Below are 19,165 nucleotides of genomic sequence, written 5' to 3' on the forward strand. Positions count from 1 at the left end.
GTTGCATGCGTCCTCTCCGCCGCCTCGCGATGGAGAGGAGAATGAATGCGGGATGAGATTGCCTGCTACTCCGAGGCTTTCGGTGCCGTCGACGCTTTCTGCGCGCCCCAGAAGCCGAACAGCGCACCCGCCACGCGCCGGATCTGGATCTCCTCCGAGCCCTCGGTGATGCGGTAGCGGCGGTGGTGGCGATAGATGTGCTCGAACGGCGTGTGGCGTGAATAGCCGATGCCGCCATGGACCTGGATGGCGCGGTCGGCGGCATCGCAGACCAGCCGGTTGGCGCGGTAGTTCGACATCGCGACCCATTCGCTGACGTTCATGTGGTGCTCGCGGTCGAGATGCCACGCCGTCTTGCGCACCAGTCCACGCGTCATCTCCGCCTCGGTGTGCAGCTCGGCGAGCGGGAACTGGATCGCCTGGTTGGTCGCCAGCGCCTTCCCGAACACCTTGCGGTTCTTGGCGTAGGCGACCGACATGTCGATGCAGTATTGCGCGGCGCCGAGGCTCGAAGCGGCCTGGCGGATGCGGTTTTCGTGCACGAAGGTCTGCGCCACGTCGAGGCCGCGGCCTTCCTCGCCCAGCATCGTCGAGGCCGGCACTTTCACATTGGTCAACGACACTTCGGCATGGTCGGACGGCATGTTGAACGTCCACCACATGTGCTCGATCTTGAAGCCGGGTGATTTCACCGGCGTGAGGAACGCGGAAATACCCCGGGCATCCCCCGGTTTTCCCGACGTGCGGGCGAACACGAGGTCGACGGTTGCGGTGTGCATGCCGGTATTGAACCGCTTCATGCCGTTTATGACCCAGTCGCTCCCCTGTTTTACCGCGGTCGTTTCCATGAAAGTCGCGTCCGAGCCGTGCAGCGGTTCGGTCAGGCCGAAGCCGATCCGCTCGGTGCCCTTGAACATGCCTTCGATATAACGGTCCTTCTGTTCGGGCGTGCCGAAGCGGTGCAGCAGCAGCGCGACCGGGAAGTTGCCGACGATCGAGCTCTCGTTCTGCAGGTCGTTGTGCAGGCCGAGCCCCTTGTGCGCGAGATGCTCGCGGATGATCGCCATGGCAAGGTTGGAGCCCTCCTTGCCGCCGAGCGCCTTCGGCAGGCCGAAGCGCAGGTGACCCGCCTTGTCGGCGCGGCGCTTCATCTCGGCGAGCAGCTCCTCCCATTCGTGGCGCGGCTGCCCGTCGTTGTCCCAGTCGGTGCGCGCGTGCTCGCGGCGATGGTCGAAGAAGCGGATATTGTCGTTCTCGCGCTCCAGCGGCCGGATCTCGCGCTCGATGAACGCGTCCAGCTCGCGCAGATAGGCCGCGATCTCCGCGGGAATGTCGAAATCCATGGCGCTTCTCTCCGGTAAACGATTGTTCACCGCATCCTAGAGAGTCGCCGTCACGGTCGAAAGTGCTGCTCGTAGGTCTCTACCAAGGGCGAGAGGTCCGACCATTCGCGCCGCGAACGGACGAAGACATGGCGGAACGCCTGGCGCTCGGCCGTGATCCAGGACGGATCGTCGAACGCCCCCGCCGGCAAGGTGCGCAGCCCGGGCGCTGCCTCCAGGGTGAAACCGAGATTGGTGCCGCAGCGGGGACAGAACTGGAGATCCAGCCAGCGCCCCGATTGATCGGAAACATGGCGGTAACAGGCCGTTTGTCCGCTGACGGTCACCTGACCGCTCTCGAACACGACCTCGGTGCCGAACGCGGTTCCGGTGCGGCGCTGGCACCAGGTGCAATGGCAGATCGTGACGCGCAGCGGCTCGCCGGTCGCCGTGAACCGAACCGTGCCGCACACGCATCCGCCGTCATGGTCCATTGTCGTCCTCCCAAATCGGGACGCTACGCCGCTGGCAGGTCCACCCGGAAGCGGCTGCCGCCGCCTTGTGCCGCAAGGCAAACCACGGTGCCGCCGTGGCGGCCGGCGATGTCGCGCACCAGGGCGAGACCGAGCCCGCTGCCACGTCCGCTCTCCGACGTGGCGGCGCGGCGGTAGAAGGGTTCGAAGATGCGTTCGCGCTCCTCGATCGGCACGCCCGGTCCGTGGTCGCTCACCTCGAGCACGGCGTGCCCCGCCTGCGGTGCCACGGAAATCTCGATGGGCCCGTCGCCGGCATAGCGACGCGCATTCTCCAACAGATTCCGCACCAGGCGTCGGAGCAGCAGGCGATCTCCCTCCACCGTCACCGGCTCCCCGTCCGCCTCGATGTCGTAATAGGCGGCCTCCTCGGCGGCGAGCGCCAGCAGGTCGATCGGCTCGTGCCGCTCGAGGCCGGGCACGGCTTCGAGCCGGCTCGCCAGCAGGATCTCCTCGATCAGCCGGTCGAGCTCGGCGATGTCGCGCTTCAGCGCCTCGCGCGTCTTCGCATCGGCCCCGTCGCCGAGCAGCGAGGTCGCCATCGAGATGCGGGCAAGCGGGGTGCGCAGCTCGTGGCTGCAGTTGGCGAGCAGCAGGCGATGCGCGGCGATCAACTCCTCGATTCGCGCGGCCGAGCGGTTGAAGCTCGCCGCCAGGGCCGCCACCTCGTCGTGGCCCTCGACCTTCACCCGGGCGCCGAGGTCGCCGCCGCCGAGCTGCTCGACGCCTTCCTTCAGCCGCTCGAGCCGTCGGCCGAGGCCGCGCACCACGGGATAGGCGCCGATCGCGATGGCGAGCGCGAGAAGGGCGAGGCCGCCCACGACCCACAGGATCGGGCTCGGCCGCTCGCGCACCTCGCGTGCCACCAGCCAGCGACCGTCGGGAAGCTGCAGGGTGAAGGTCGGCCCGCCTGGGCCGCGCCGCCAGCCGTCGCGCGCGCGCCGCGGATCGAAGCGCGGGGGTGGCCGGCCGGCCATCGCGATCTGGCTGCCGTCGGGCCGATAGAGGGAGAGGTCGAAGCGCAGCTTGCGATGCAATGCATCGAGCGCCCGCTGGCTCTCGGCCGGCGGGGCGTCGGCGTCCGGCAGCAGGGCGCCCGTCAGCTCGGCGGCGACGTCGAGATATTGCGGCGTCTGGTCCTCGGCGAGCTTCCAGGCAAGCGCCGCCGCGCCGACGAACACCGCCAGCACCAGCAGGACGGCGACGTAGAACTGGAGATAGAGGCGCGGCATCAGATGTCTGTCGTCCTGAGCGCAGCGAAGGACCTAAGGGTCCAACAGCGCGGTGTCGAAGCGCTAGGTCCTTCGCTGCGCTCAGGACGACAGGACGAGAAACTCATCGATCCTGATCCTTCGCGAAGACGTATCCCGTGCCGCGCACCGTCACGATGCGCTTGGGCTTCTTGGGGTCGTCCTCGATCGCGGCGCGGATGCGGCTGATGTGGATGTCGACCGAGCGATCGAAGGCCTCGAGCTTCTCGCCCTTCATCAAATCCATCAGTGCGTCGCGCGTCAGCACGCGCCCGGCGCGCTCGGCCAGGGTCAGCAGCAGGGTGTACTGATAGCTGGTGAGCGGCTTGTCGTCGCCGTCGACCCGCACGCTGCGCGCGCCCTTGTCGATCTCCAGTCGCCCGAAGCGCAGGATCTCGGAGCGCTGCGGCGCGCCGCGCCGGCGCAGGATGGCGCGCAGGCGGGCCTGCAACTCGCGCGGCTCGAACGGCTTGGCGAGATAATCGTCGGCGCCGACCTCCAGCCCGATCACGCGGTCCATCGGCTCGCCGCGCGCGGTCAGCATCAGGATCGGCACGTCGGTCGTGCCGCGCAGGCGGCGGCAGACGTCGAGCCCGTCGCCGTCGGGCAGCATGAGGTCGAGGATCACCGCGTCGAAGCTCTCGCGCTTCAGCAGGGCCTCGCCGTCGCGCGCGGTGCCGGCGACCGTCAAACGAAAGCCCGCCCCGCCGAGATAGTCCGAGACCATCGCGGCGAGGCGGTTGTCGTCGTCGATCATCAGGATGCGCTCGGCCATACGCCCAGTATCGGACCGGTGCATGATGGTGTCATCTCGACGACGACTACTCGGTGCGGGGTCGACGACTAGCCGCGCCGGCCGTGGTGGCCGTGCTCGCGGTCGGTCCAGTTCTTGAAGAACGCCTGGCGCTGCTGGGCCGTCAGCACGTTGCCGGCGTCGGTCAGCGCCTTGGTGAAGCGCTTGGAGCTCTCGTCGGCGATCTTCATCTGCTCGGCGCGGATCGACTCGATCTTCGCCGCATCGATGGTCGGGGCCTGCAACGCCTCCTGCATGGCCTTGCGGTTCTGCACGCGCTGGTCATGCATGGCCCGCATGTCCTTGAAGGTCTGGCCGAGGATGTCGGCAACCTGCTTCTTCTGCTCGGCCGTGGCGTCGGTGCCGTTGAGCGCCTTGTCGACGCGCTTGGTGAGGTGTTCCTGGAAGCGTACCGGGTCGAACGCCTTGCCGTCGGACTTGGCGTAGGCCATGCCGCCGGCGGTGGCCGCGAGGCTGCCGGCGAGGAGGGCGGCGATCATCGTCTTGAGGGTAGCCATTTTTCGTCTCCATCTGGGGCGAGGGTGAAGTTTCCCCGTGCCCTCCATATGGAGCAGGGCGGTTTCGCGCTCGCGTCGGCCCTGTAAAGTTATGTAAAGACGATCGTAGCCTGGGCCGGATGCGCTAATCGCCCAAGCTTGGTTCCGCGACCGAGTCCGAGGACGCCCAGACCGACGGCATGCGGCCCGCCCTCGGCGCCTTGTCCGACTTGGTCGCCTCGACCAGCGTCCAGGCAAAAGGCATTTGGGCATCGTGCACCAGCTTGACCTCGAGCGCGCTCGGTGGCGCATTTGCGGAAAGCACCTTTATCTTGAAGGGACCGGGTTCGGGCAACCAGGCCGCCTGGCCTTGCGCCACGTGCCACGTCTCGGCATCGAGGAAGTAGAGCAGTGCGCGGGGCTCATCCGCTTCGTCGATGACGCGGAGGGCCGGCAGATCGCGATGCTCGCCGGGCGCGAGGTCGAACGGGCCGCTCACGACCTGGATATTCATCGGATTGCAGAAAAACAGCTGGCAGCGGTGCACGGTCTGGTCGCTATGGTTGGAGACGCGTGCCCTGTAGGCGCGTGATGCTGGAAGCCGGTCACCCGTCGCGTCGACGGCGGTCGTCTCGTAGATCTGGTCGTGCAGGCGCACGTCGATCGTCGAACGGACCGGCCGAGTCGGCGCCTGCACCGGCGGCGCCGCCGGTGCGCGTGGCTCGGATTGCAAATCGGGCGGAGGCGGGTCGACCAGCGGCCGGCCGCGCAGAAGCCGGTGCCGCAGAGGCCGGCCAGCCACGGAAAAATCGCGCGAAGGAATATTGGACGGAGGAAGGCCGGGCGACCGCAGATCTGACTGAGCCAAGTCGAGCGAAGACAGGTCGAGCATCGGCGGAAGGAGCAGAGGCCCGTCGAGGAGAGGCAAGTCGGATGAAGGTGGGTTGGACGGAAGCGCGTCGAGTGAAGACAGGTCGAGCATCGGCGGAAGGAGCAGAGGCCCGTCGAGGCGAGGCAAGTCGGATGGAGGTGGGTTGGACGGAAGCGCGTCGAGTGAAGACAGGTCGAGCAGCGGCGGAAGGAGAAGAGGCCCGTCGAGGCGAGGCAAGTCGGATGGAGGCGGGTTGGACGGGAGCGCGCCGAGCGAAGACAGGTCGAGCATCGGCGGAAGGAGCAGAGACCCGTCGATCAGAGGCAAGTCGGCTGGAGGTGGGTTGGACGGAAGCGCGTCGAGCGAAGACAGGTCGAGCAGCGGCTGAACGAGCAACGGCTGGTCGAGCGGAGGCAAGTCGGATGGAGGTGGGTTGGACGGGAGCGAGTCGAGCGAAGACAGGTCGAGCAGCGGCTGAACGAGCAACGGCTGGTCGAGCGGAGGCAAGTCGGATGGAGGTGGGTTGGACGGGAGCGAGTCGAGCGAAGACAGGTCGAGCAGCGGCGGAAGGAGCAGAGGCCGGTCGATCAGAGGCAAGTCGGCTGGAGGTGGGTTGGACGGAAGCGCGTCGAGCGAAGACAGGTCGAGCAGCGGCTGAGCGAGCAGCGGCCGGTCGAGCAGAGGCAAATCGGGCGGAACCAGGACGGGCGGAGTCGGCTCTGGAGTGGACAGAGCACGGATCGGCGTCACGGACAGGGCGGTGGACTGTCGCTCGAGCATCGGCACCTCGGCATCGAGGCGCGCAAGCCGCGGCGGTGCCGCCATGAACTGCACGAGGAATACTGCGAACCACGCCGTCGACATGAAGAGTCCCATGCCGATCGGCTGGCTGTAGGGAATGTCGGGGTAGTGCGGTCTGACGCCGGCGAGCCATGCGCCACCCGAGAGCAGCAGCAGCGCGAGCAGGAGCTGCCAGGCATTGGCGACGTTCCACGACCCACCCCACGCTTCCTGTGCGCGCCGAGCATAGAACCGCAGCACGTGCTGCACGGCGTTCACCCGCCCCTTACGCTCTTCACTCACGCCCTGCACTCCCTGCCGCAAAACTATATCCAGCTGTTTTGCCGTCGTTGTAAATGGTTTTGCATCAATGGCTGGGATCGGGCGGCCGTTGTGCGTGCACCATGCACCAGCGTGAGGCAGGCGGTTTCGCCGCCCCGCCGGTGGTGTAAAGTCGCGCCAAGATGACCGTGCTGCACACTGAACGCCTGATCCTGCGTCCGCTGGTCGCCGCCGACGCCGAGCTCTATGCGGCCATGCGCTACCACCCCGAGGTGGCGAAGTGGCTGTCGCCCCCCGACACCGACCCGCTCGACGCCGCGCGCGCGACCATCGAGCGTTTCGAGCTCTCCTGGCGGGACCGCCGCTATGCGCCGTGGGGCCTGTTCCGCGACGGCAAGCTGATCGGCCATGGCGGGCTGAACTGGGTGCCCGAGTTCGGCGAGACCGAAGTGCTGTGGGCGCTACATCCCGACGCCTGGCGCCAGGGGTACGCCACTGAGATGGCGCGCGCCGCGCTCGATTACGGCTTCAAGGATCTCGGGCTGGAGCTGATCTTCGCCATGACCAGGCCCGACAACGATCCGTCGCGGGCGGTAATGACGCGGCTCGGGATGGCCTACCGCAGGAACGTGGTCTATCGCGGGTTCGACGCGGTGTGGCTGGATATCGGCCGGGAGAAGTGGCTGGGGTAGGCCCCTGCGTCGGGAGCCGCCAGCAATGCCTGTATTCCTGCAGTATGACGTAGGAGTTCCCCACGGCAGTTCACGATTCGCAAAGTCCGGTATTAGGTAGCAGCCACACCAAGGCTGCGGCGGCTCAGCCCTCTGGGTCCTCCGGTTCGTCTGGCTCGTTCAACGGAGCGATGTCGGAATATTGGCCGCCGATAGATCCATATGTCTTGACGCCGGGCGGCGCGGCGCCCTGCCAGTTGATGCGCCAGACGATGCCGTGGTTGGCTTCTTCAACTTCGTAGTCATGATCGTTCAAGGTCTCGACCGAAATGCCCAGCTCGCGAGCGACGTGCTCATCGCTCTTTCGTTCGTAGGCTTCTTCGAGTTGACGGTTGCTCATGGGCTCTCCTCTAGGCTAGGGCGGACAGCTAGCGTCCGCCACTGGCCTGCCGTCAACGGCATTTGCCCTGTCCAGCACCCGGTCAACGTGCCGTCCGGTCAGGCGGGTAAGGTCGGCGGGGCGGAGGAGGGGAAGCGGAACATCGCGGCGCGGTTAGGGTCGCGCCAAGTTTCGCACAATCATGTCTATCTGCCATTTAGGCAGAATTCTCGAGGCCGTGACATTGACCAACAATCTCGCCGTATGGTCGGCATCCAAGCTGCCCACCTGCCGCGCGCCATTCTTTGCCATCCCATCCACGAAGTCGGAATAGTCCAGGCCGATGATTCTGCTTGTGTCAATGTAGGATACGGGATTTGGGAGGAATGACGCCGAAATGGAGACGCTGCATTCCGGCTTCCAGTGAGGAGCCGAGTTTATTCCGAGGAACCTGCGCTCCCTGCCGTCGACCCGGACATATCGAGTATGATGATGTTCGTTATCAGAAACGGTGTAGGTTGATGCCCCCCAAGGATTGGGCCGAAACGGCCAAAGCGCTACTAAAGGCTGAGTTGAAGCGACGGAGCGTCGGCTACCGTGAGTTGGCCGAAACGCTGACGGCCATGGGAATCCCCGAGACAGAGCGCAACATTGCGAACAGGATCAGCCGGGGCGATTTACAGCGGCGTTCTTCCTGCAATGTCTAAAAGCTATTGGCTGTACTGTGCTGCGATTGGAGGATGCCTAGTCGCCTTCTCTTGGGTCTCATACGCTCAGGATGATCGCGATCAAAAGGGCAGCACTCCCCCAGCCCCACAGGCTCAGCCCAGCCCCAAGCCATCGCTTCCTATTTCCGTTACCGGCACTGTGCGGGTGGAACGGGAAAAGGAGATCGAACCCGACTGGAATAAGCTGAAATGCAGCGAGGCAAAGAGCCACGATGAGGCCGATCTGTGCGAACAGCGGCGCATGTCCGAGGCTGCGGAGCGGGCCGTTTATCTTAATGCCGCGCAAGTGGTTATTGGCTTCGTTGGCTTTATCGCGCTGATCTGGAATCTCTACTACGTTAGGCAGTCCACACGCGCGGCCATTGACGCCGCCACCGCTGCAGGCATTCAAGCGCAAACTGCCGAGGATGCGCTTACCAAGCTCCAGCGTCCCTACATCTTTCTGACCGATGTACGAAGGTTGGCGGGCACTCCACGGCTTCCAGTCGTTCACTGCGTCGTAACGAACCACGGGCAAGCCCCCGCGGTCATAGAGTGGAGCGGAGCGAGCATAAGTCAGGGCCTCAGTCCCGCCGCCCCCGAGAGGGACGGAGACGACCATCCCTTTGTGATTTCCCCCATTCTCAATGCCAATGAAAGACGGAGTGTCCAGGCGGCAGATGGGCCCTTGCCGCTCAAAACAATCGATCTGCAAGTATCTGGCGGAGTGCAATCGGTGATCGTCCCTAACTGGGATGGCCCCGAGGAGCTGTTTTTCTGGATCAGGATCAAATATCGCGGGCCACTCACTGCTGGCCACGAAAGTAGTGGGTGCTGGCGATATGACCGTGATGGGTACCGATTCGTGCGCCACGGTGACGAGCACAACTACACTCGCTGAAAAATTAAGCACCTCTGAACTCCGTTCAAAGGCGCTAGGCGCGTGAGCCAGCCGCACGGCGGACTGAGGCCGCTAGATGTGGTTGCTACCTAATACCGGCAAAGTCAGGTCCCGCATCGAAGGAGACGAAGGTGTCGCTGCCCAGCAGGGCTTCGAGCGCGGCCTGGATATCCTGCCGTTTGACCTTGTAGACGCGGCGCAACACCCAGACGAACTCGCACAAGCAGGGCGCCGACACCGCGACCAGCTGGGCCGACTTGAACAGCTTTGTCGCTGCTTTGGCCTGCTTCCCGTCGTCCCGGAAGACGGCGCGGATCAGGACGTTCGTGTCGACGGTGACTCTCCCTTGCGGTTGGCCCATCCGGCGGGCGTGGCCTCCTTGATCTCCTCGATCGTCGCGGTCTTCGACGTTTGGCCTGCCAGCAGGCCGATGAACTTGTCGATGGTCCCGTTGGGGCGAGCCGCCGGAAGCGCGATCCTGGCGCCGGGCAGCTTGTGCAGCTCGACCTGTAGTCGGCCCCCGTAGGCGCTAACTTTGGCTGCTTTCTTTCTCCTCCCCCGTCAAACGGGCGAGGCGGGGTGGGGGAAAGCCTCAGTAGAGTTGCTGCCAGATTGCAGATCATGATCTGAAATCGGAGATATCGGCCGCGCCGCCTGCCTCCTCCCGGCCTCCCCCGTTTAACGGGGGAGGAGGAAGATCTACAAAGTCAGCGCCTATGAGTCGCCGCCCCCCCGCGCGTGCGACCGCCTTCACTCCGATACCGTGAACTCGATCTCGCCGATCCTGATCCTATCGCCGACTCGAACCGCAAGCGGGGCGCCGGGGCGCGCCGCCGCGCCGTTCACCTGGGTGCCGTTGGTCGATCCCAGATCTTCGATCTTCAGGTCCTCGCCGGAGAAAAGCAGCCGGGCATGCCGGCGCGACACCGTCGAATGGACGAGGGGCAGTTCGCACTTGTCGGCATCGCGGCCGATCACCAGTCCCGAATGCGCGGCGATCAGCTTGTCGAGGGCGACGTCCAGCACGAACGTATGGCCGCCGACATCGGTGCCCTGGAAACGCAGGGTCGTGCGCGGCACGACCGAGGTTGTCGTCTGGGCCAATGCATTGTTCGCCGGCTGGACATGATAGATCTGAACCGGCCTGCTGACGTTCTTGAGGCGCTGTTCGCCGGCATCGATGAAGATGCCATCGATCTGCAGCTCGGTGACGTCCTTTACCGCCCGGGAGACGGCGATTCCGCCCGGCGCTGCAAAGGCCTGGATTCGCGCGGCCAGGTTGACGCCGTCGCCGAAGATATGCTCGTGCTCGTCGACGATCAGCTCGCCGAGATGGACGCCGATTCGGAACAGCAGCCTTCGGTTCTCGGGTAGTGCGCTATTGATCGCCGCCATCTTCTGCTGGATGTCGATCGCCGCGGTCACCGCTGCCACGGCCGACGAGAATTCGGCGAGCAGGGAGTCTCCCGCGCTGTCCACCAGCCGCCCGCCCGCCTGCTCGATGGCCGGCGCGAAGGCGCCGCGCTGCGCCGACTTCAGCCGCTCGACCGTGCCGGCCTCGTCGCTCTCCATGAGCCGCACGAAGCCGGTCAGGTCGGCGTGAAGGACGGCGGAAAGGCGGCGCTGTGCAGGTGCCATGGCATCCTTATGATCGTCTCAGTTGGACTGCCGTGCCAGCCTCATGTCACGAAGAGTGCCTCGATGGTTCCAGAACGTCAGAAAAAGCGAGTCTCCATCGTGCCGGCCGGTGATTGTCAGGAGGCCGGTAATCTGCCCCACCCCCCCAGGCATACAATTGAAGTCGACTTCGCCGCTCACCTCGCCCCCCGGCGAGATCGATACGGAGAATGGACTGGGATTGCATGCAACCAGCGTCATCATGCCGGTGCCTCGGCCTTTGGCTATGGTGAGCTTGACGAATAACCGGGCCGCCCCTCCCCCTAGACTGACCACTCCTGCGTAAGCCCCGTCATAGGGGGCGGCATTGCGTGCAGTGTCCGGCTCGCGCGTCAGCGCAAGTGTGCAGGTGCGGCCGCGACTTCCAGCCTCTTTTCCTGCTGCTCGAATGGAATTGCCTGCGAATTGTCCTGCCAGCGTTGCGCTGGTAATGCCTATCGTTCGTATGAGTTCGACGGTGCCTGCTGGGCCGATCGAGAGTTCGATGCCCCTGGTATTGCCGTTTGCGGTCGCCTCCGACCAGCGTGATGATCCCGATCCATTGGCGAGCCTGATCGCCAGGTCCAGAGTAAATGCAGGCTCGAGCCGTCCCGCAGTATATGCGGTGCCAATTCCACAACTGTAGGTGCCGCGCCACAGACCGTCCGCCGCGGCGGTCCTCATTGCCGCGGGAATTGCCGCCACCGTCTGGGGTGGCGTTGCCGCGGCGAGGCGCTTCTCTTCCGCGGTTTGCTTCAGCTCATCGTCGAACTTGCCGACCGCCGGCGCCGCTTCCTTCAGAAGAGCCTGCTGTTGCGTGGCCGTCAGGAAGCCGGTCTCCGGTTGGTTGCGGACCTTCTGCCACGCCGCGATCATTTCGCGCGAGCGCGGCCCCAGCACACCGTCCCGGCCGCGGGTATCGAAGCCGAGCGACGTCAGGGCGACCTGCAGGCGCTCGCGGTCGGCCGGCTCCAGGCGCAGAGCCCTTTCCGCCGCCTCGGCCACCTTCTTCTGGGCTTCGGCGTCACCCTTTTGTTTTGCTGCGGCCTCCGCCTTCCGCAGCGCCTCCTCGTCCGCCTTTCGCTTCGCCGCCTCGACCTCGGCCTTGCGGCGGGCTTCGGCTTCGGCCTGCTGCTGCTCGGCCTGTGCCCTCGCGAGCGCCTCTTCGGCCAGCCGGTTGGACTCGGCTTCGGCCGCAGCCTTCGTCTGAGCCTCGCTCTCGGCCTCGCGCAATGCCGCTGCCTCCGCCTCTGCCCTGCGCTGGGTGGCTTCCTCCACGGCTCGCTGGGCGGTGAGGTTCGCCGGCTCGCCGCCGCCCCCATTTGCCTTCCGGCCCGTTTCGCGCGCCTCGAAGTCGGCCTTCAGCCGCGCCAGCTCGCTCTCGGCGTTCTGACGTGCCAGGCGCGCTTCCTGCAGCTCCTTTTCGGCGCGCCGGTTGGCCTCCGCTTCGGCTGCCGCCCGGCGCTGAGCTTCTTCCACCAGCTGCCGCTTCTCGGCCGCAAACGCGTCCGCCTTGCGCCGCTCCGCCAGGGCCTGCTCGAGCTGCTCGGCCGAGAGATTGAGCACCGCCGTGGCAGCCGTGGTTTCCGGCCTGATCCAGGCCAGGTAGCCGGCGCTGCTCAGCAGGACGCTTGCCGCCGCGAGCGAACCCCACAAGGCGGGCCCCCTGAGAGTGAGGCGAGGACGGCCGACGCGGCCTGCCGCGCGCTTTGGCTTGTGGGCGATTCGAGTCGTTTGCAGCCCGCGCGACGCTCGGCCCAGCATCTCGCGCCATTCGGCAATCGACTGGGGCCGATCGGTGGCGCGGACAGCCATGCCGGCATCGATGCCCGCGAGCAGCTCCGGTGCGAAGCCTTGCGGCCTCAGCTCACTCAGTGGCTCGTAGACGTCGTCAATGATGCGGTCGATCCCGCTCGGGGGTATCCGTCCGGTGATGGCGTGGCAGAGCGTTGCGGCAACTCCGTAGATGTCGCTCCATGGCCCCAGCTTGCCGGCGGTCATGAACTGCTCGGGAGCGGCATAACCTGGCGTGAAAATCGCGGTCATCGTCGTCGATCGGCCGGCCATGGCTGCGCGCGCTGCCCCGAAGTCGATCAGCGTCGGCAGGCCCTGACCGTCGATCATGATGTTGGCCGGCTTGATGTCGCGGTGCAGGAAGCCGATCGCATGCACCTCTTCCAGCCCGTCGAGCAAGGGGAAGACCAGGCGCTCGACCGCTCCGGGCATCAGTCGCTGGTCGCACATCAGGCGCTTGTTCAGCGTCTCGCCCTCGATCAGCTTCATCACCATGTAGGCGGTGCCGTTGGCTTCGAGGAAGTCGTGCACTCGGACGACAGCCGATTGATCGAGCCGCGCGAGGGTACGGGCCTCGTCGAGGAAGCGTTCGCGGCCCCACGCAAACTGCTCGGCATGATCGGGCGAGTGCGGCAGCACCGTGGTGAGGCCCTCGCGCAGCGCCAGCGTCGTCGGCAGATACTCCTTGATGGCGACGTCGCGATGCAGAGTGGCATCGACCGCCCGGTAGGTGATGCCGAAGGCCCCCTTGCCCAGGACCGATACTACCTCATAGCCGCGCAACAGGGTCCCGCGCGGCAACACACCGGGCAACGGCGGCTGCAGGTTCCCGACCGGCGCTTCGAGTTCGGGCATCTGGCCCCCCTCAATCAGGACAGTTCGACCCTACTACCGGCAATTGTGAGCCCCTGGAGCGGTGGCGTCACCTGGTAAGACTTTGCCGCGACAGGCGGCGTTCCTTGTGTGAACTACGCCACACATGGCAGGGCGTCTTTGCATGCCGACGAGGCGACAAGGAACGCAAGGCCACAACCAACTTTCCTTCCGCCTCCTGGGGTGCCACGTCGGGATAAAAGACGGCGGAGAGGCAGCCTTGAGGGGGGTGCCATGGCGTCCAGATGATCGTCTCAGTTGGGTTGCCGCGCCAGTCTCATACTACGAAAGCTACCTCGCTGGCTTGTGAGAGTTAGCAAAATCGAGTTTCCGTCATGCCGACCAGAGATCTGCAAGCGGCCCGAAATTTCGCTGTTGCCCCCGACTAGACAATTGAAGTTGCCTTCGCCGCTGACCGTACCTGCCGGCGAGATCGACACCGAGAATGGGCTGGGACTACAACCGGGTGACGTCATTGTCCCAGCGCCTCGACCGTTGGCGATGTCGAGCTTGACAAAGACGCGGCCCGCCGATCCGCTGTAGCCTCCGTAGTTTGCGTCTCCTGCATAGGCCCCGTCATATGAGCTGTCGGCGGGTGCAGTTTCCGGCACGCGCGTCAACGCCAGCGTGCAGATGCGGTCGCGGCCGGCATACTCGTTGCCCGTCGCTCGAATGGAGTTGCCGTCCAGCGCTCCAGAGAGAGTCCCGACGCCCACGACCGACGATTGGACCCTGGTTCGAACAGCGGTGACGCGGTCTTTGCCGACCGAGACTCGTATGCCGACCGTGTTGTCGTTGGCTATGCCAGTATTGGGCGCTGGCCAGTAGCCGACGCCATTTGCAATTCGTACTTCCAGATTGATCGACAGCGCCGGCCCCGGCGGCGCGCATGCATAGGTGCCGCGCCACAGGCCGTCTGCCGCAGTGGTCGTCATTGCGGCGGGAATTGCCGCCACCGTCTGGGGTGGCGTTGCCGCGGCAAGGCGCTTCTCCTCCGTAGCTTGCTTCAGCTCATCATCGAACTTGCCGACCGCCGGCGCCGCTTCCTTGAGAAGAGCCTGCTGCTGCGTGGCCGTCAGGAAACCGGTCTCCGGCTGGTTGCGGGCTTTCTGCCAGGCCGCGATCATCTCGCGCGAGCGCGGCCCCAGAATGCCGTCGCGGCCGCGCGTGTCGAAGCCGAGCGACGTCAGGGCGACCTGCAGGCGCTCGCGGTCGGCCGGCTCCAGGCGCAGAGCCCTTTCTGCAGCCTCGGCCACCTTCTTCTGGGCCTCGGCGTCACCCTTTTGTTTCGCCGCGGCCTCCGCCTTCTGCAGCGCCTCTTCGTCCGCCTTTCGCTTCGCCGCCTCGACCTCGGCCTTGCGGCGTGCTTCGGCTTCGGCCTGCTGCTGCTCGGCCTGCGCCCTGGCGAGCGCCTCGTCGGCCAGCCGGGTGGACTCGGCTTCGGCCGCAGCCTTCCTCTGAGCCTCGCTCTCGGCCTCGCGCAATGCCGCCGCCTCTGCTTCGGCCTTGCGCTGGGCGGCTTCCTCGAAGGTTTTCTGGGCCACGACGTTGGCCGGCTCGGCGCCTCCCGCACTCGCAGCCCGCTGCGCTTCGCGTGCCTCGAAGTCGGCCTTCAACCGGGCCAGCTCGGCCTCGGCGTTCTGGCGCGCCAGGCGCGCGTCCTGCAGCTCTTTCTCGGCCTGCCGGTTGGCCTCGGCTTCGGCCGCCGCGCGGCGCTGGGCTTCCTCCACCAGCCGCCGCTTCTCGGCCGCAAACGCATCGGCCTTGCGCCGTTCGGCGAGCGCCTGCTCGAGCTGCTCGGCGGAGAGATTGAGGGCCGCCGTGGTAGCCGTCGTCCCCGAGTTGATCCAGGCCAGGTAGCCCGCGCCGCCCAGCAGCACGATCGCCGCCGCGAGCGACGCCCACAAAGCGGGGCCCTTCAGGGTGAGGCGGGGACGTCCGGCGCGGCCTGCTACGCGCTTTGGCTTGCGGGCGATCTGGGTCGTGTACAGCCCGCGCGACACCGTGCCCAGCATCTCGCGCCATTCGCCGATCGACTGCGGCCGATCGGTGGCGCGAAGCGCCAGGCCACCGTCGATGCCGCGCAGCAAGGCCGGCGCAAAGCCTTCCGGCTGAAGCGTCTCCAGGGCCTCGTAGTCGTCCTTCATGACGCGCTCGATCGCGCTGGGCGGGATCTGGCCGCTGATGGCGTGGTACAGCGTCGCCGACAACCCGTAGATGTCGGTGGCCGGGCCGAGCTTCGAGGCGGCAATGAACTGCTCGGCGGCGGCATATCCTGGAGTGAAGATCGCCGTCATCGTCGTCGACCGCTCGGCCATCGCCGCGCGCGATGCTCCGAAATCGATCAGAGTGGGCCGGCCGCCCGCGTCCACCATGATGTTGGCCGGCTTGATGTCGCGATGGAGGAAGGTCGCGGCATGGAACTCTTCCAGCCCCTCGAGCAGCGGGTAGAGAAGATGATCGACCGCGCCGGGCGTGAGCCGATGCTCCCGGGTCAGGCGCCTCGCAAGGGTCTCGCCCTCGATCAGCGCCATCACCATGTAGGCGGTGCCGTTGTCTTCCAGGAAATCGTAGACCCGCACGATGCCCGGCGCCCGCTCGAGCCGTGCCAGGGTCCGCGCCTCCTCGAGGAAGCGGTCGCGTCCCCACGCGAACTGCTGCGCATGATCCGGTGATCGCGGCAGCACCGTCGTGCGGCCCTCGCGCAGCGCCAGCGTCGCGGGCAGGTACTCCTTGATCGCGACCTCGCGATGCAGAGTGGCGTCGACCGCGCGATAGGTGATGCCGAAGGCGCCCTGGCCGAGAACGGACGTAAGCTCGTAACCCCGCAGCTTCGTGCCCGCGGGCAGCACGCCGCGCAGCTCGGCTCGGGCTTGCACCTCGCGCTCGGCCTGGTCCTCGGACATTATCGCCTCCTGTCCGTTGGCGGCTCATAGACGACCACCCAAGGTGGTCCCCGTGACGCGGCTACTCGCCATCTAATCACGGCCCGCGTCCCGGGGCCAGCCACATGGCTCTTAGCCGACCGGGACAGCCGGATGTGTGAACTGCTTCACATCTTCGGCGCTGCTTTTTTCCGGCGCGTCTCTCTATAGTTGTCGGCAGGAGGCGCATCTGCATGAACCCGCAAGAGCTGCTTCGGCTGCACACCTTCTTCGGCGTCCTGACCGAGCAGGAAACCCGTGAGCTGCTCAGGCCCTCGACCGTAAAGCGTGTTCAAAAGCGCAATGTCGTGTTCCGCCGGGGCGACCCGGGCGACGGCCTTTATGGCGTGCTGGCGGGACGTATCCTGATCACCATCGATTCCATCGATGGCAAGGAGCTGATCCTCAACAGCCACGGGCAGGGGGAATTCTTCGGCGAGATCGCGCTGCTCGATCAGGTCGGACGCAGCGCATCGGCGGTGGCGGGCGAGACATCGGAACTTCTGTTCCTTGGACGCGACGTCTTCCGTGCATTCCTGGCCCAGCGACCGGAGGCCATGAACCGCATCATCAGCGTGTTGTGCGCCCGCCTGCGGCGGTCGACGGATGTGATCGAGGACGCGGCATTCCTGAACGTTGCCAGCCGTCTGGCAAAGCAGGTCATTTCGCTGATCCAGGAGTCCGATCGAGCCGGGACGCGCGAGCAGCAGCCGACTGTCCATGTCTCGCAGGCGGATCTGGCGCGCATGCTCGGCGTATCGCGCGAGTTCGTGAACAAGCAGCTGAAGGTGTGGCGAGCGGCCGGCATCGTCGAGCTCGGACGCCGGACCATGGTCGTCCGCGACCGCCGGGCCCTCGAGCAACTCGTGGGCGGCGGCAGGACGATCGCCGGCACGCGCGAGGGCCGAAATTGCCTCCGTCTTGTGTGAAGTAGTTCACCAATTCCACGTACGAAGTGCGCCTATCGTGAGAGTACGACCGCGTACCGTCGGTCCCGCCAACCCCGTCCGGGAACGGCGGGAGGCGTGATCGTGATGGAATCGTCACGCACGAACTCTTCCGGTTGGGAACGAAAAGAGGGGCACCATGGCAACGAGCAAGCGCGTCAACGCGACGGACCACGACTCGCGTGTAAAGCCGGCGGTCCACTCGGTATTCGATGACATCCACGCGGCTGGAGATGGCCTCTCCGACAGCGGAGGGCTTCTTGATCTCGGTGGCACGGCGCTCGCCCCCGCCGCGGCCGGCGGCGCCGATACGCAGGGATCATGGCAAGTCGGCTCGACGGCACGCGACCCGGGGTGCAAGCCGACGGCTCGCCCCGTGTTCGACGAGATCTATGAGGTTGGGGACAGCTGGTCGGACAGTGGGAAATTCTTCGCTCTCAGCAGCAAGGTGCTCGACATCGCCGCATCCGCTGGCGTCGACACGACGGGACTGCTGCCGATTCCTTTGCCGCCTTATGCGGGGAAGTTCTCCAACGGACCGGTGTTCTCCGAAATCACCGCGGGCCTGCTCGGCGCAAAGCTGACCAATTTCTCGGTCGGCGCCGCCCAGGCGCTTGGCACGCTGCCGTTTGGTGTCATCGCCGGCTTTCTGTATCCACCCGAGGTGATAGCGGCCGTTGCCGCGACCCCGGAGGGCCAGGCGGTGCTCGGTCAAAACCTCTTTCTGCCGGGCCAGGTCGATGAATTCGTCGCGGCGACCTCGGCACGGCCGCCCTCGGCGCATTCGGCGCTCGTGAGCATGATCGGGCTCAATGACATAGCGGCTCTTGAAGCCACCTTCGACCCCGCCAATCCGGGCGCCTTGATCGACGATGCATTGCACCTGGCGGGACAGATCGTTCAGGCCAATCTCGACCTTGCCCACACGGCCTTCGATCAGGGGATCGGCACGGTCATCTTCGACACGCTGTTCGCAACCAGCTTCCGCCCGAGCCAGAGCGGGTTTCCAGCGGAGGTCCGGGCGATCGGCGATGCCGCGGTCGATGCTGTCAATCAGGGGCTCGAAGACGGCGCGCGCGCGTTGCGCCAGCAGGGCCATGACGTCCGCATCGTCGATCTTGCAAGGATGGCAGACGAGGTCAGCGCAGACCCCGGAACGTTCGGATTCCTGAGCCTCGATGAGCCGGTGCTGCTCGGGGACGGTCACGGTGTCGTATTCACCGTCAACCCCGCCGCCCCGCCGATTCAGCAGGCTGCCTTTTTCGATCCCGAGCATCCGACCACCAACCTGCACGGCGTCTTCGGCGCGTTTTCGGCGGCGTCGCTGACCTCTCGCACCGACTTCCGGGGTGCGGGCAACGACCTCATCACCGGCCGTTCCGGCGACGACTTCGTCCTCGCCGGTGCCGGAAACGACCGGGCTCGGCTCGGCCATGGCAACGACATCCTGTTCGGCGGGCTCGGCAACGATGTCGTCGATGGGGAACAGGGCTCCGATCTCATTGCCGGGGGCGCGGGGAACGATCGACTCTCAGGCGATTCCGGATCGGACGTGCTTGCCGGCAATGGGGGCAACGACAAGCTCGACGGCGGGAGCGGCAACGACGCCCTGATCGATGGGCTTGGCAGCGACCGGCTGTCCGGCGGCGCCGGGAACGACTGGTTCTTCGCCACCCGGGCGCAACTGCTCGGCGGAAGCGGCACCGACACCGACCATTTCGATGGCGGCGCCGGCTTCGATACGCTCGTCGTGCTTCTCGACCCGGCGACACTCGCCCTCGAGCAGGCCAACGTCGCCGCGCACTTCCATCCGGGACACTCGTTCGCGTTCAGCAGCATGGACCTCACGATCACCGGGATCGAGCGTATCGTGCTCACGACCCAGTTCGGCTTCGCCGACGTGGCGCGGCCCGGTGGCTACCTTGGCGCGCAACTTCACCAGGCCGACCTGTTCGGCCTGATCTAGGCTCCCCGGTTGGCACCCA

At 66.0% G+C, this 19,165-nt stretch carries 16 protein-coding genes; 4 read left to right on the forward strand and 12 right to left on the reverse strand.

Annotated features, from left to right (window positions below; all coding sequences use genetic code 11):
- Window positions 1-65: 65 nt before the first annotated feature.
- From ACQY8M_RS07730 to ACQY8M_RS07755, 6 genes are all read right to left on the reverse strand, one after another.
- Window positions 66-1,343, reverse strand: coding sequence for an acyl-CoA dehydrogenase family protein (locus ACQY8M_RS07730; protein WP_428670514.1), 1,278 nt, complete (start codon window positions 1,341-1,343; stop codon window positions 66-68).
- Window positions 1,344-1,393: 50 nt separating this feature from the next.
- The gene (locus tag ACQY8M_RS07735) at window positions 1,394-1,816 is read right to left on the reverse strand and encodes a GFA family protein (protein ID WP_428670516.1); all 423 of its coding nucleotides are present in this window, start codon (window positions 1,814-1,816) and stop codon (window positions 1,394-1,396) included.
- Between the two features lie 23 nt (window positions 1,817-1,839).
- A complete protein-coding gene (locus ACQY8M_RS07740) occupies window positions 1,840-3,087 on the reverse strand; it encodes a sensor histidine kinase (protein ID WP_428670518.1) in 1,248 nt (415 codons plus the stop codon).
- A 103-nt stretch (window positions 3,088-3,190) separates the two neighbouring features.
- Entirely contained in the window at window positions 3,191-3,880 is a 690-nt protein-coding gene (locus ACQY8M_RS07745; protein WP_428670520.1) for a response regulator, read from the reverse strand.
- A 68-nt stretch (window positions 3,881-3,948) separates the two neighbouring features.
- Window positions 3,949-4,416, reverse strand: a complete 468-nt coding sequence (locus tag ACQY8M_RS07750; RefSeq protein ID WP_428670522.1) for a Spy/CpxP family protein refolding chaperone — start codon at window positions 4,414-4,416, stop codon at window positions 3,949-3,951.
- A 124-nt stretch (window positions 4,417-4,540) separates the two neighbouring features.
- Complete coding sequence (locus ACQY8M_RS07755) at window positions 4,541-6,349, reverse strand: hypothetical protein (RefSeq protein WP_428670524.1); 1,809 nt, start codon at window positions 6,347-6,349, stop codon at window positions 4,541-4,543.
- 167 nt (window positions 6,350-6,516) lie between these two features.
- Between ACQY8M_RS07755 and ACQY8M_RS07760 the strand changes: the two genes are divergently transcribed.
- Window positions 6,517-7,020 carry a GNAT family N-acetyltransferase gene (locus ACQY8M_RS07760; RefSeq protein WP_428670526.1) on the forward strand — a complete coding sequence of 168 codons (504 nt, stop codon included), beginning with the start codon at window positions 6,517-6,519 and terminating at the stop codon, window positions 7,018-7,020.
- A 124-nt stretch (window positions 7,021-7,144) separates the two neighbouring features.
- On the opposite strand, the gene ACQY8M_RS07765 is transcribed toward ACQY8M_RS07760, so the two are convergent.
- Entirely contained in the window at window positions 7,145-7,399 is a 255-nt protein-coding gene (locus ACQY8M_RS07765) for a hypothetical protein (RefSeq protein ID WP_428670528.1), read from the reverse strand.
- Window positions 7,400-7,899: 500 nt separating this feature from the next.
- Between ACQY8M_RS07765 and ACQY8M_RS07770 the strand changes: the two genes are divergently transcribed.
- On the forward strand, window positions 7,900-8,085 hold the full coding sequence (locus ACQY8M_RS07770; RefSeq protein WP_428670530.1) for a DUF6471 domain-containing protein: 186 nt from the start codon (window positions 7,900-7,902) through the stop codon (window positions 8,083-8,085).
- Window positions 8,086-8,143: 58 nt separating this feature from the next.
- Here the strand turns inward: ACQY8M_RS07770 and ACQY8M_RS07775 are convergent, their stop codons facing one another.
- The 5 genes from ACQY8M_RS07775 to ACQY8M_RS07795 form a co-directional block, all read right to left on the reverse strand.
- Window positions 8,144-8,617: a hypothetical protein gene (locus ACQY8M_RS07775; protein WP_428670532.1), complete on the reverse strand. Its 474-nt coding sequence runs from the start codon at window positions 8,615-8,617 to the stop codon at window positions 8,144-8,146.
- Window positions 8,618-9,071: 454 nt separating this feature from the next.
- A complete protein-coding gene (locus ACQY8M_RS07780; RefSeq protein ID WP_428670534.1) occupies window positions 9,072-9,347 on the reverse strand; it encodes a PIN domain-containing protein in 276 nt (91 codons plus the stop codon).
- 389 nt (window positions 9,348-9,736) lie between these two features.
- Window positions 9,737-10,624, reverse strand: a complete 888-nt coding sequence (locus ACQY8M_RS07785) for an FHA domain-containing protein (RefSeq protein WP_428670536.1) — start codon at window positions 10,622-10,624, stop codon at window positions 9,737-9,739.
- Between the two features lie 18 nt (window positions 10,625-10,642).
- Window positions 10,643-13,291 carry a protein kinase domain-containing protein gene (locus ACQY8M_RS07790; RefSeq protein ID WP_428670538.1) on the reverse strand — a complete coding sequence of 883 codons (2,649 nt, stop codon included), beginning with the start codon at window positions 13,289-13,291 and terminating at the stop codon, window positions 10,643-10,645.
- A 272-nt stretch (window positions 13,292-13,563) separates the two neighbouring features.
- Window positions 13,564-16,215, reverse strand: coding sequence for a protein kinase domain-containing protein (locus tag ACQY8M_RS07795; protein ID WP_428670540.1), 2,652 nt, complete (start codon window positions 16,213-16,215; stop codon window positions 13,564-13,566).
- A 212-nt stretch (window positions 16,216-16,427) separates the two neighbouring features.
- Here ACQY8M_RS07795 and ACQY8M_RS07800 point away from each other — a divergent pair, with 212 nt between their 5' ends.
- Both ACQY8M_RS07800 and ACQY8M_RS07805 read left to right on the forward strand, forming a co-directional pair.
- Entirely contained in the window at window positions 16,428-17,162 is a 735-nt protein-coding gene (locus tag ACQY8M_RS07800) for a Crp/Fnr family transcriptional regulator (protein WP_428670542.1), read from the forward strand.
- Between the two features lie 157 nt (window positions 17,163-17,319).
- Window positions 17,320-19,146 (forward strand): hypothetical protein, encoded by a 1,827-nt coding sequence (locus tag ACQY8M_RS07805; protein ID WP_428670544.1) that lies wholly within the window; start codon window positions 17,320-17,322, stop codon window positions 19,144-19,146.
- Window positions 19,147-19,165 lie beyond the last annotated feature (19 nt).

This window comes from Reyranella sp., assembly GCF_965279465.1.
Lineage (GTDB): Bacteria > Pseudomonadota > Alphaproteobacteria > Reyranellales > Reyranellaceae > Reyranella.